General features: G+C 66.6%; 12 protein-coding genes. 7 read left to right on the top strand and 5 right to left on the bottom strand.

The genetic code is table 11. The features are described 5' to 3' along the window. The first annotated feature begins 291 nt into the window (after positions 1-291). The 7 genes from HDG37_RS08015 (at position 292) to HDG37_RS07985 (ending at position 7,758) form a co-directional block, all read left to right on the top strand. Positions 292-1,233 carry a UDP-2,3-diacylglucosamine diphosphatase gene (locus tag HDG37_RS08015; RefSeq protein WP_090803742.1) on the top strand — a complete coding sequence of 314 codons (942 nt, stop codon included), beginning with the start codon at positions 292-294 and terminating at the stop codon, positions 1,231-1,233. A 48-nt stretch (positions 1,234-1,281) separates the two neighbouring features. Continuing rightward, entirely contained in the window at positions 1,282-2,313 is a 1,032-nt protein-coding gene (locus HDG37_RS08010) for a glycosyltransferase family 1 protein (RefSeq protein WP_184046006.1), read from the top strand. Positions 2,314-2,333: 20 nt separating this feature from the next. After that, positions 2,334-3,017, top strand: a complete 684-nt coding sequence (locus HDG37_RS08005; protein ID WP_184045890.1) for a diacylglycerol kinase — start codon at positions 2,334-2,336, stop codon at positions 3,015-3,017. Between the two features lie 280 nt (positions 3,018-3,297). Next, a complete protein-coding gene (locus HDG37_RS08000; protein WP_184045888.1) occupies positions 3,298-4,023 on the top strand; it encodes a TetR/AcrR family transcriptional regulator in 726 nt (241 codons plus the stop codon). Positions 4,024-4,025: 2 nt separating this feature from the next. Continuing rightward, positions 4,026-4,613, top strand: coding sequence for a TIGR00730 family Rossman fold protein (locus HDG37_RS07995; RefSeq protein ID WP_026225698.1), 588 nt, complete (start codon positions 4,026-4,028; stop codon positions 4,611-4,613). 65 nt (positions 4,614-4,678) lie between these two features. Next, positions 4,679-5,425 carry an SDR family oxidoreductase gene (locus HDG37_RS07990; protein ID WP_184021746.1) on the top strand — a complete coding sequence of 249 codons (747 nt, stop codon included), beginning with the start codon at positions 4,679-4,681 and terminating at the stop codon, positions 5,423-5,425. A 281-nt stretch (positions 5,426-5,706) separates the two neighbouring features. Further along, entirely contained in the window at positions 5,707-7,758 is a 2,052-nt protein-coding gene (locus HDG37_RS07985) for a glycosyltransferase family 39 protein (RefSeq protein WP_184045886.1), read from the top strand. Between the two features lie 52 nt (positions 7,759-7,810). Here HDG37_RS07985 and HDG37_RS07980 read toward each other — a convergent pair whose 3' ends face one another. The 5 genes from HDG37_RS07980 to sugE all read right to left on the bottom strand — a co-directional run bounded on the left by HDG37_RS07980 (position 7,811) and on the right by sugE (position 12,654). Then, positions 7,811-8,455: a DUF924 family protein gene (locus HDG37_RS07980; protein ID WP_184045884.1), complete on the bottom strand. Its 645-nt coding sequence runs from the start codon at positions 8,453-8,455 to the stop codon at positions 7,811-7,813. Continuing rightward, positions 8,448-8,861 carry a group II truncated hemoglobin gene (locus HDG37_RS07975; protein WP_184045881.1) on the bottom strand — a complete coding sequence of 138 codons (414 nt, stop codon included), beginning with the start codon at positions 8,859-8,861 and terminating at the stop codon, positions 8,448-8,450. Before HDG37_RS07975 ends, HDG37_RS07980 begins: the two co-directional genes overlap by 8 nt. Before the next feature lie 37 nt (positions 8,862-8,898). Further along, complete coding sequence (locus tag HDG37_RS07970; RefSeq protein WP_260332794.1) at positions 8,899-11,388, bottom strand: ABC transporter permease; 2,490 nt, start codon at positions 11,386-11,388, stop codon at positions 8,899-8,901. 101 nt (positions 11,389-11,489) lie between these two features. Continuing rightward, positions 11,490-12,101, bottom strand: coding sequence for a DUF4126 domain-containing protein (locus HDG37_RS07965; protein WP_090805650.1), 612 nt, complete (start codon positions 12,099-12,101; stop codon positions 11,490-11,492). A 232-nt stretch (positions 12,102-12,333) separates the two neighbouring features. Next, positions 12,334-12,654 (bottom strand): quaternary ammonium compound efflux SMR transporter SugE, encoded by a 321-nt coding sequence (sugE, locus tag HDG37_RS07960; RefSeq protein WP_184045877.1) that lies wholly within the window; start codon positions 12,652-12,654, stop codon positions 12,334-12,336. Between the last annotated feature and the right edge of the window lie 13 nt (positions 12,655-12,667).

Below are 12,667 nucleotides of genomic sequence, written 5' to 3'. Positions count from 1 at the left end.
GGATTCCAGATGCACCACTACCCCCTCCAAGCCAGGGAACCCGCTTAACAGTTTGCGGTTTGAGCTGTCTTCTTTGCCTACTTTCTTTGCAGCAGCAAAGAAAGTAGGTGCCGCCCCGCACAGGGGCTACGCTAATAGACCGACAAGCCAGCAAGGAAAGGCCAACCAAGCCAGAACAACGAAAAAACAGGCCCCGCCAAGGCCCCTCCGTAATAAGAACTTCTCATGACTGTCACGCCGCAGTCACGCGCACCCGGCCCAATACGGGCACCGCCACTCGACGCGTGAGCCATGGACCCCAATACGTCCGCGACTTCCCTGTTTCGTCAAACCGGACCGAGCGTCGACCCCGTCGCGTTCCGGCCCGCTCCGGGTTCTACTCAACACGGCCTGCCGCTGCCCGCGACGCCATCACTCGATGCCCGCGCCGATCATCCCGATGACGGCCACGACGATCCGCATCGCTATCGCACGATCTGGCTCTCGGATATCCATCTCGGCTCGAGCGGCTGCCAGGCGGGATATCTGCTCGACTTCCTGCGCCACAACGAATCGGAGTACCTGTACCTCGTCGGCGACATCATCGACGGCTGGCAGTTGAAGAAAGGCTGGTACTGGCCGCAGGCGCACAACGACGTCGTGCAGAAAGTGCTGCGCAAAGCGCGCAAAGGCACCCAGGTCATCTACGTGCCCGGCAATCACGACGAAGCCGCGCGCCAGTTCTGCGACCTCGCGTTCGGCGACATCCACGTACGCGGCGAAGCGTTCCACACGACGCTCGCCGGCAAGCGGCTGTGGATCGTGCACGGCGATCTGTTCGACGGCGTGATCCAGCACGCGAAATGGCTCGCCTATCTCGGCGACACGCTGTACACGATGATCCTCGTGCTGAACCGCTGGTTCAACCGCATTCGCAGCAAGCTCGGATTTCCGTACTGGTCGCTGTCGCAATACCTGAAGCATCAGGTCAAGAACGCGGTCAACTTCATCTCGTCGTTCGAACGCGTAATGACCGACGAAGCGCGTCGCCGCGGCTGCGACGGCGTCGTCTGCGGGCACATCCACAAGGCCGAGATGCGCGAGATCGATGGCGTGCTCTATTGCAACGATGGCGATTGGGTCGAGAGTCTGTCGGCGCTCGTCGAGACTTATGAAGGCGAGCTCAAGGTGATCTTCTGGACTGCGCTGCGCGCGCCCCAGGCGGGCACACAAAAAGCCCGCGCCACTGCCTGAGCACTTCCACTCTCCACTTCCACAGGGCCCGCAGCGATGAACAACGCGATGAAGATCATGATCGTCACCGACGCATGGGAGCCGCAGGTCAACGGTGTCGTACGCACGCTGAAGAACACCCGGCGCGAACTCACCGCGCTCGGCCATCAGGTCGATCTGCTGACGCCGCTCGAATTCCGCACCATCCCGTGCCCGACTTACCCGGAGATACGCCTTTCGTTGCTGCCGCGCCGCCGGCTGCGCGAGCGCATCGACCGTTTCGCGCCCGACGCGTTGCACATCGCGACCGAAGGTCCGCTGGGCATGGCCGCGCGCGCGTATGCGCTCGAACACAAGCTGCCGTTCACGACCGCGTATCACACGCGCTTTCCCGAGTACGTGCAGGCGCGCTTTCGCATCCCGCTCGCGGCGACCTACAGGTTTCTCCACTGGTTCCACAAGCCGTCGCTCGCGGTAATGGCGCCGACCCCCGTCGTCAAGCAGGACCTCGAGAAGTTCGGCTTCACGAACGTCGTGCTGTGGACGCGCGGCGTCGATCTCGAAATCTTCCGTCCGCTGGACTCGAAGGTGCTCAACACCGCGCGGCCGATCTTCCTGTACGTGGGACGCGTGGCGGTCGAGAAGAACGTCGAGGCATTCTTGCAGCTCGATCTGCCCGGCTCGAAGTGGGTCGCGGGCGAAGGTCCGGCGCTCGCCGAACTGAAGTCGCGCTATCCGCAGGTCAACTATCTGGGCGTGCTGTCGCAGGCCGAACTCGCGAAGGTCTACGCGGCCGCCGACGTCTTCGTGTTTCCGAGCCGCACCGACACGTTCGGACTCGTGCTGCTCGAAGCGCTCGCATGCGGCACGCCGGTGGCCGCATATCCGGTCACCGGCCCGATCGACGTGCTCGGCGACGGCGGCGCCGGTGCAATGCACGAGGATCTGCGCGAAGCGTGTCTGGAGGCACTGAAGATCGATCGGTCGCATGCGCGCGCATGGGCCGAGCGCTTCTCGTGGGCAGCGGCGTCCGCACAATTCGCCGCGCATCTGAAGCCGCTGCGCGACACGGCGTATCGTGAGGAAAGCGCCGCTGCGTGATGCGGCGCGCGGAGCCATCCATGCGAAGCAGTCGATCCAGCGCCGAAGGCGCGTCGAACGGCGCACTGCGCGCCGCCGAGTCCACCCGCGACACCACCAGCATCGAACCGTTCGACGACGTACGCGAGCCGGGTATGACCGGGCATGCGGATACCGTGCATCGGGTGAACGGCGCGAGGACCACGACCGGCGGCGCCAGCGTCGCGGGCGGCGTGCAACCTGACGCCACACCGGACACGACTCGCGACTCAAGCCACGACGCCCCCAACGAACCGCTCAGCCCCGACGACCCGCTCGCCCCGCTGCCCTTCAACCCCTACAAAGGCAACCGCGGCCTCACGCGCGCATGGCACGCGATGAAAAACTCGCTGGCCGGTTTTCGCGTTGCGATTCGCGAGGAAAGCGCGTTTCGTCAGGAACTCACGTTGGCCGCGATCCTGATTCCGTGCGGCCTCGTGGTGCCCGTCGATCCCGTGTCGCGCGTGTTGCTGCTCGGCTCGGTACTGCTGGTGCTGATCGTCGAGCTGCTCAACTCGAGCGTCGAAGCGGCAATCGACCGGATCTCGCTCGAACGTCACGAGTTGTCGCGCCGCGCGAAGGATCTCGGCAGTGCGGCCGTGATGGTCGCGCTCGGCATGTGTGTGATGACGTGGGGAGTCATCGTCGGGCCGCTCGTCGTCGGCTGGGTTCGCGCGTGGCTTTGAGGTTCGATGCGGGTTGAAGCGCACGCTTCGCCACGCCCCACAGGATGAAAATCCGCGCAGGCGGTTGGGTATTAGAACGCTCGGTTTATAATCGTTTAACGGTCTCACAGGAAAGCGCTCGCGCAAACGGATCCGCGCCTCGCCTCATCCTGCCCTTTCGGGGGGCCCGCCGCGTGTCGGCGGGTTCGGGAGAGCTCAATATACCAACCGCATCCGGGTGGAACACGCAGCAGCGGCACGCCGCCACGCGCCCAGCCCGGCATAACCAGGGCCGGACGACATGGAAGCCAAACCTCCCCGCCGCACGCGCGAACGGATTCTCGAACTGTCGTTGAAGCTGTTTAACGAAATCGGCGAGCCGAACGTCACGACGACGACGATCGCCGAGGAAATGGAAATCAGCCCAGGCAACCTGTACTACCACTTCCGCAACAAAGACGACATCATCAACAGCATCTTCAGCCAGTTCGAGCAGGAGATCGAGAAGCGTCTGCGTTTCCCCGAGGACCATCGCGCGACCATCGACGAGATGTGGTCGTATCTGCAGTACATGGTCGATTTCACGTGGCGCTACCGCTTCCTGTACCGCGACCTGAACGACCTGCTCGCGCGCAACCGCACGCTCGAGACGCACTTCAAGCAGATCATCAGCCATAAGGTGCGCTTCGCGAGCCAGTTCTGCGAGCAGCTCGTCGCCGACGGCGAAATGGTCGCGACGCCGCAGGAAATGCAGGTGATCGCGACCAACGTCGGCGTGATCGGCACGTACTGGCTGTCATATCAGTTCGTGATGAATCCGCGCAAATACAACGAGCAGGAAGCGATCCGCGAAGAGCTGCATCAGGTCAGCGTGCAGATCGTCTCGCTGATGGCGCCCTACCTGCGCGGCCGTTCGCGGCAGCTGTTCGACGACCTCGTATCGGGCAGGCTGCCCAAGCGCGAGTTCTACGACTACCTGCCGCCGCGTGAAGGCGCCGCGCCTCGCAACGAATCGAAGGACAATTGAGCATGAAGTCGGTGTGTGTCTATTGCGGCTCCTCGATGGGAGCCAAACCGTTGTATGCGCAGGCTGCGCGCGCGTTCGGCCGTGCGCTGGTCGAGGCCGATCTCGCGCTCGTCTATGGCGGCGGCAAGGTGGGGCTGATGGGCGTGATCGCCGATACCGTGATGGCCGAAGGCGGCCGCGCGATCGGCGTGATTCCCGAGCTGCTCGTCAGCAAGGAAGTGGGGCATAACGGCCTGACCGAACTGCACGTGGTGCCCGACATGCATCATCGCAAGAAGATGATGGCCGAGCTGTCCGATGCGTTCGTCGCGATGCCCGGCGGCGCGGGCACGCTCGAGGAGCTGTTCGAGGTCTTCACGTGGGCGCAGCTCGGCTACCACGGCAAACCGGTTGCACTCCTGAACACCGACGGCTTCTATGCGCCGCTGATCGACCTGCTTCAGCACACGGTCGACGAAGGCTTCATGCGCAAGACCTATCTCGACATGCTGCAGATCGACGCCGATCCGCTCGCGTTGATCGGCAAGCTGCAACGCTACGCGCCGCCCGCGCGCGACAAATGGGCGGCGGTCCAAAGCGACGCGATCTGAATCCCGGGTCCGCCGAACCCGAGCGAAGCGCGCCGCGCACGCACCACCCCAACGACGAGGTTGCGATGACGAAAGCCGTTCTGATCACCGGCGGCAGCCGCGGCATTGGCCGTGCCACCGCGCGTCTGCTTGGCGCGCGCGGCTGGTGCGTCGGCGTGAACTACGTGCGTGACCTCGCTGCCGCGCAGCAGACAGTCGCAGAGGTCGAACACGCGGGCGGCCGCGCGGTGCCGATCGCCGGCGATGTCGCGAACGAAGCCGACGTGACCGGCATGTTCGATACGCTGCAGCAATCCTTCGGCCGCATCGATGCGCTCGTCAACAACGCGGGCATCGTCGCGCCGTCGAGCCAGCTCGCCGATATGGACTTCGCGCGTCTGAAACGCGTGTTCGACGTCAACGTGCTCGGCGCCTATCTGTGCGCACGGGAAGCGGCACGGCGCATGTCGACCCAGCGCGGCGGCGCGGGCGGCGCGATCGTCAATGTTTCGTCGGCGGCGGCGCGGCTCGGTTCGCCGAACGAATACGTCGACTATGCGGGGTCGAAAGGCGCAATCGACACGATGACGCTCGGCCTCGCGAAAGAACTCGGCCCGCAGGGCGTGCGCGTGAACGCGGTGCGTCCGGGCCTGATCGACACCGAGATCCATGCGAGCGGCGGCAAGCCCGAGCGCGCCGCGCAACTGGGCGCGACCACGCCGCTCGGCCGCCCCGGCCGCGCCGACGAAGTCGCCGAAGCCATCGTGTGGCTGCTCAGCGACGCGTCGTCGTACGTGACGGGCGCGCTGTTCGACGTCGCCGGCGGCCGCTGAGCGAACGCCGCACGCAACGGGGCGCAAGCCTTAAACACTTGGCGCGGTCCACTACGGCCGCGCCTTTCCAGCCCGCTCCCCTCTCCTCTTTCCCCACGAACCCTGGTCGATTTCTCATGAAACCGGCACAGTCGCGCATCGAATGCGCGCGCGTCCGTTCGTCTGTAATCTTCAGTAATGATGCGGCGCTACAATCGGCCAGATCGTATGCATCCGCAGGCGACGTAAGCAAAGCATAAGTACGAGGCCAACGCCGCCGCGTACGCTGACCAGAGACTTCCATGCAAGACCAGCAGTCCACGCGCTGGCGCGCGCACAGTGCCAACGCGACGGCCCCGACCTCGGCCGCTCCAGCAGGTGGCGCGCACGAGGCCGCGCTTTCCGCCGGCGCCGCGCACCCGTTTGCCGGCGCGCAGACCCAGCCGGCGGCCGGGGACCCCGCGGCTTCGGCCGCAGCGGTATACAGCGCCGACACCGCCCATCCATCGGGCTCCGCCGTTTCTGCCGACCGCGCGACGCGCGGCCTGCGGCGTTGGCGCGCGCTCGCGGCGATCCGCCCGCTGCTGTGGCTCGTCGCGCTGGCGATCCTGTGCGCGTGGCTCGCCCCCGGCATTCTCGGCCACGAACCGTGGAAGCAGGACGAAACCTACACATTCGGCATCGTCCAGCACATGCTCGATACCGGCGACCTCGTCGTGCCGACCAATGCCGGCCAGCCCTTCGTCGAAAAGCCGCCGATCTACGATTGGGTCGCCACGGGCCTCGCGTGGATGTTCGGCCGCTATCTGCCGCTGCACGATGCGGCACGGCTCGCGAGTGCGCTGTTCGCGGGCCTGACGGTGTATTACACCGCGCGGGTCGCGCGTCGCGCGGTCGCTGCGTCGAGCTGGTTCGACCTGCGCGTGATCGGCACGCTCGCGCTGTTCGGCGGCACGCTCGTCGTCGTCAAGCACGTGCACGACATGATGACCGACGTCGCGCTGATGGCCGGCGCCGCGCTCGGCTTTTGCGGACTGTTCGAACTCGTACTCGTGCATCTGCGTGACGACCCGCGCGCCGCGTCGTATTTACCGATGCACGCGCAAGCCGCCCGGCAGACCGAACCGCTCGATGCCCGCGAGCGGCGTCACGCGATCATCAGCGGCGCGACGATGTTCGGCGCGGGCGTCGGCGTGTCGCTGCTCGCCAAGGGGCTGTTCGTACCGCTCGTGTTCGGCGCCACCACCTGCGCGGCGCTGCTGCTCTATCCCGCATGCCGCAGCCGCGGCTTCGCCGGCGCGCTCGGCCTCGCCGCGCTCGTCTGCGCGCCGTTCGCGCTGATCTGGCCGATCTGCTTCTACCTGCGCTCAGAGGCACTCTTCAAGGTGTGGCTGTGGGATAACAACGTCGGGCGTTTCTTCGGTTTTTCGGTCGCCGAGCTCGGCTCCGAAAACGAGAGCCACCTGTTCGTGCTGCGCACCGTGCTGAGCGTCGGCTTTCCGGTCGTACCGCTCGCGCTGGCCGCGCTCGCCGGTGGCGCATGGCGGCGCTGGCGCGATCCGCGCGTCGCGTTGCCGGTGCTGTTCGCGGGTATCGGTTTCGCGGTGCTGCAAAGCTCGGCGACGGTTCGCGAGCTATACATCCTGCCGTTCATCGCGCCGCTCGCGCTGGTCGCGATGCAGGGCGTCGAACGTTTGCCGGCGCGCCTGCATACCGGCTGGGATATGACTAGCCGAGTGCTGTTCGGCAGCGCGGCCGCGCTCGTGTGGATCGTCTGGTCGATCATGACGACCCCCGCGAGCACGCATGCGTCGCTGCATCTGCTCGGCCGCTGGCTGCCGCTCGACTGGGTGCTGCCGATTTCGCCCGCGCTGATCGTCGGCGCGCTGCTGCTGACGATCGGCTGGCTGTGGCTGCTGCCGTCGTTCAAGTACGCGGGCAAATGGCGCGGCGCGCTCAGCTGGTGCGCGGGCGCGATGCTCGTCTGGGGGCTCGTCAGCACGCTGTTGCTGCCGTGGCTCGACTACGCGAAAAGCTACCGCTCGGTGTTCCGGGACCTCGGCGCGAAGATGGATATCGAATGGAACGACGGCGACTGCATGGCAAGCTCCGGACTCGGCGAATCCGAAGCGCCGATGCTCTTCTACTACACGGGCATCGTGCATCAGCCGAGCGAAGATCCGCGCACGACCGCCTGCACCTGGCTGATCGAGGAAAGCCGCCGCGACAACGCGCGGCCGCCGGCCGGCGAATGGCGGCCGTTCTGGTCCGGTGCGCGACCGGGCGATTCGGATGAGCTGTTGCGCGTCTTCGTGCGCACGCCGATGGCGGGCAAGCTGCACGGCGACGAATAGAGCCGCGCAACGCGTCGCGCCGGCCGAGTGTCTCGCGCGCGTCCGCGTCGATTCAGAACGACGAACCGGGCTCGCGCAGGAACGCGATCTCCTCGTCGCTCGATGCACGTCCGAGCAACCCGTTGCGATGTGGAAAGCGGCCAAATCGTTCGATCACTTTCGCGTGCCGCAGCGCGTACTGATAGTAGCCGTCACCGCCCGGCTCCGCCGCAAGCTGTTTGAACAGACGCAGCGACTCCTGCTGGCTCGCGAGCGTTTCATCGTGCTCGAACGGCAGATACGCGAACGCGCGATGCTGCACGTCCGGCAACAGCCGATCGGCGCCGCTCGCGATGATCCGTTGCGCGGTTTGCCGCGCCTTGCCGTCGGCCGCGAAGGCGCGCGGCGTATTGCGATGGCAGTTGCGGGAAAACTGGTCCAGCACGATGACGAGCGCCAACGCACCCAACGGCGTGCTCTGCCATGCGTCGAGCTCACCCGCGTTCGCCGCATCGATCAGGTTACCGAAACGTTCGCGCAGCATCGTATCGACGGCGTCATCGCGCTTGAACCAGAGCCTGCGCTCCGTGCCGCGCTCCGGCGTGCCCGGCGCACCGAACCAGCAGTCGAGAACCTCGCGCGCCCGCGGCGCAAGCGCCGCATAGTCGGCTTCGACCGAGTACGGTGCCGAGGTGGCGTGCGGCGGCGTGTCAGCCATTGCGGTTGCGCATCCAGTCGGCGGTTTCGAAGAACGAGCCGAGCAGGCGCTCGCGCAGCGGTTCCGGCAAGCCGACATCCTCCATCGCCCATGCCATGCACCTCAACCACTGGTCACGCTCGCTCGACGCGATCGCGAACGGCAGATGCCGCGCGCGCAGACGGGGATGGCCAAAGCGGCCGATGTAATGATCGGGACCGCCGAGCCAGTCGCACAAAAACCAGAACAGCTTGTCGCGCGAACCTTCCAGCGACGCCGGATGCAGCGCGCGAATCCCGGCGAAATCCGTCTCGAGATCCATCAGGTCGTAAAACCGGTCGACCAGGTCGCGCACGCGCGTCTCGCCGCCCACCAGTTCGAAGGCCGTCGGCTTGTCCGAGGACACTTCGTCGTTCAAATCGCTCATACCCTGCTCAACAGCAAAAAGACATCACCAGGAAAACTCACGCGTCGCGCAGCGACTGCAGCGCCGGCCGCGCCAACACATGCCGCAAACTCAGCCACCCGCCGACACCGGCACACGCGATGCCGGCCGCAATGCCCACCGGCAGCAGCCACGGATCGAAGTCCAGATAAAACTCGAACACGTGCGTGGCCAGCATCGAGCCGACGATCTGCGCGCCGAGCGCCGCCATCAGGCCGGCAAGCGCGCCGACCGCGACGAATTCGGCCACCTGCACCGACCGCACCTGTCGATGCGATGCGCCCAGCGCACGCAGCAGCGCGGATTCTCGCATACGCTCGTCGCGCGTGCCGGCGAGCGCCGCGTACAGCACCAGCACGCCGGCCGCGAGCGTGAAGGCGAACAGGAATTGCACCGCGCCGATCACCTGCAGCAACACGCGCTGCACCTGCGCGAGGATCGGGCCGGTATCGATCGCGGTCAGATTGGGATACGCGGCGATCAGGCCATCGATCGTCGACTGTTTGTCCACCGGCAGATGGAAGCTCGTGATGAACGTCGCCGGAAAATCCTGCAACGAAACCGGCGGCATCAGCACGAAGAAGTTGACCTTGAAAGAACCCCAGTCGAGCTTGCGCACGCTCGTCACCGGCGCCTCGACAGTCAGCCCCGTCACGTCGAAGCGCAGCACGTCGCCGGGCTTCACGTTGATCAGCTTCGCGAGACCCTGCTCGATCGAGATCTGCGGCTTCGTCGTCTCGCCGAACCAGGTTCCCGCGGCGATCCGGTTGTCGTCGGGCAGTTGCGTCGTATAGGACAGGTTGAACTCGCGGTCGACCAGTCGCCGCGCATCCTCGCCCTTGAATGAATCCGGATTGACCGCCTTACCGTTGATCGCGACGAGCCGCCCGCGCACCATTGGCGACAGCGCCGCGCCGGCGATGCCGTGCGCGTCCAGATACTGCGTGACCGCGTCGCGCTGATCGGGCTGGATGTCGATGATGAACTCGTTGGGCGCATCGGGCGGGGTCGATTTGCGCCAGCCCTGCACGAGGTCGTTGCGCGTCATCGCGATCAGCAGCAGGCACATCAGGCCGATGCCGAGCGCGGTGATCTGCAGCGTGCTGGTACTGCTGCGCCGCTCGAGCGACGCCAGCGCATAGCGCCAGCCGATGCCCGCATTGACGCGCTCGCTGCGCACCACGCGCGCCGCGCCCCACAACGCGAGCCGCGCGATGCCGGCGAACACCAGCAGCCCGCCCGCGAATCCACCCGCGACGATGCCCCCGAGCTTCAATTCCCCCGCGGCGAGTATCAGCAGCCCCGCGAACAGCACGATGCCGACCGCGTAGGCGGCCCACGCAGTGCGTCCCTCCTCGCCCCATTCACGCCGCAGCACGCGCACCGGCGGCACGCGCGTGAGCGGCAACAGCGGCGGCAGCGCGAAGCCGAGCAGCAGCACGAGGCCGGCCGCGATGCCTTCGAGCGCGGGCCACAGCGTCGGCTGCGGCAGCACCACGTCGATCAGGCCGCCGAGCCACGTCAGCAGCGCGAGATGCCCGAGATAACCGAGCGCCACGCCGAGCACGCCGCCGAGCACGCCCAGCCCGACGAATTCGAGCGTGAACAGCGCGCGCAGCGCGGCCTGGCTCACGCCGAGACAGCGCATCGCCGCGCAGCCGTCGAGATGCCGGCGCATATAGCGGTGCGCAGCCATCGCGATCGCGACGGCCGCGAGCAGCGCGGTCAACAGCGACACGAGCGTCAGGAAATGGCCCGCGCGATCGAGCGCCTGGCGCACCTGCGGCTGGCCGTCCTGCAGCGACTCGAGCGCGACGCCGCGCAGCTTGCCGCCGTCGACGCGCTCATGCGCAAACTGCGCGAAGCGCGCGACCGCGTCGTCTGAACCGGCGACCAGCAGCCGGTACGTGACGCGGCTGCCATAGGTGATCAGGCCCGTCGACGGTACGTCAGCGGCGTTCAGCATCAGGCGCGGCGAAAAGTTGACGAACGAAAAGCCGCGATCGAGCTCGCGCGTGATCAGCGCGCCGACCGTGAAGTTGCGATTGCCGAGCTTCACCGCATCGCCGATCTTCAGCTTCAGCGCGTCGAGCAACTGCTGGTCGACCCACACGGTGCCCGGCGCCGGAATCGACGTCGCCGGATGATCGGCCGCACCCGGCGCCGCCGCGATGCGCAGCGCGCCGCGCAACGGATAGCCGGGCGACACCGCCTTGACGGCGGCGAGCCGCGACGCCGGCTGCGCGCCGGTCGAATTGATCATGCTGGGAAAGATCGCCGTGGTGGCGGTGCGCAGGCCCAGGGCGTGCGCCTCGGCGGCGAATTGCGGATCGACCGGATGATCGGCGCGCACGATGAAGTCGGCGGCGATCATGCGCCGCGCATCGCGCTCGAGCCCCTGATGCAGCCGATCGCCCAGAAACCCGACGCTCGACAACGCCGCGACCGCCAGCACGAGCGCGAGCAGCAACATCGTCAGTTCGCCCGCGCGCCAGTCGCGCGCCGTCATCCGCATGGCCTGGCGCAACAGATCGATGCCGCCAAGCCGCCGCGCCGGTCTCGTGTCGGCGCGCGTTCTTGAACCCGCCTTGGATCCTGGTAGTGCTTCGCTCAATCGTGCCTGCTCCTCGCAAATCGCGACACCATGTGCGTGGCCATGCCGCGAAAACCGCCCTGCACGCCACGCCACAATCGCGGCAATGCCCACGCCGCGAGCAGCAGGAAGCCTACCATCAAGACCAGAAACACGAGCGGCACGAACAGCGCAAGCAGTACGCCGCCGACCACGAGGCCGTCCTCGGCGGTCGACGTGACGACGTTCGACACCGGCTCCGGCGACAGGTTGATCAGCGCGCGCGTACCCGCCTTCGCGAGATGCGCGGTGCCGGCGAGCGTGCCGCCCGCGAGCGCGGCAACGCTCAGCAGCGTCGGATCGGCGTGGCCGAGCGCGCCGGCGGCCAGCACGGCGCCGGCCGGAATGCGGATGAAGGTGTGGATCGCATCCCACAGCGAATCGAACGCGGGGATCTTGTCGGCGAGGAATTCGGCCAGCGTCAGCACGGCCGCCGCACCGATCACCCATGGCGATGACAGCGCGGACAATGTGTTCGGCAAGTGAATCAGGCCAAGACGTTCGAACACGCCGGCCAGGAGGACCGTCAGATAGAGGCGCAGACCGCTGCCCCATGAAAGGCCCGCTGCAAGTGAAAGTGATTCAAGCATGGCCGCCTCCACGCGCTCAGTGCGTGCCAGGCGCCGCGGCGGGAACGAGCGGGCGTTCCGCGCCGAAGCCATCAGGCTCGCCAAGCTGGCCGCGCCAGCCAGGCCGCGGACAATCTCAAGGTCTCTTCTGTCTCATTATAGCTACGATAATTCGCAGAACGTAGAGCGGCGAAGCCTTCGCTGTGGCTTGCAGGCAATGGCGGCCGCGCCCCGAGCGGACGTGGCCGCCCGGTCAGTGCCCCGACGACAGCTTCAGGCCGACGAGGCCGATCACGATCAGCGACGCACTGGCAACGCGCGCGACCGTCAACGCCTCGCCCATCATCACGACGCCGAAGATGAACGCGCCGACCGCGCCGATCCCTGTCCAGACAGCATAGGCTGTGCCGAGCGGCAACTGGCGCATCGCGAGCGCGAGCAGCACGAAGCTGCCAAGCGCGGTCACGACCGTGAAGAGGGACGGCCACAAGCGGGTGAAACCTTCGGAAGTTTTGAGACCGGCCGCCCACGCGACTTCGAGCAGACCGGCAATCAGGAGAAGAAACCAGGACATCGACACAGCTCCA

This window comes from Paraburkholderia sp. MM5384-R2, from assembly GCF_014201025.1.
Lineage (GTDB): Bacteria > Pseudomonadota > Gammaproteobacteria > Burkholderiales > Burkholderiaceae > Paraburkholderia > Paraburkholderia tuberum.
Note: the sequence above shows the minus strand (reverse complement) of the source record. Positions and strands in the feature narration are given on the sequence as shown.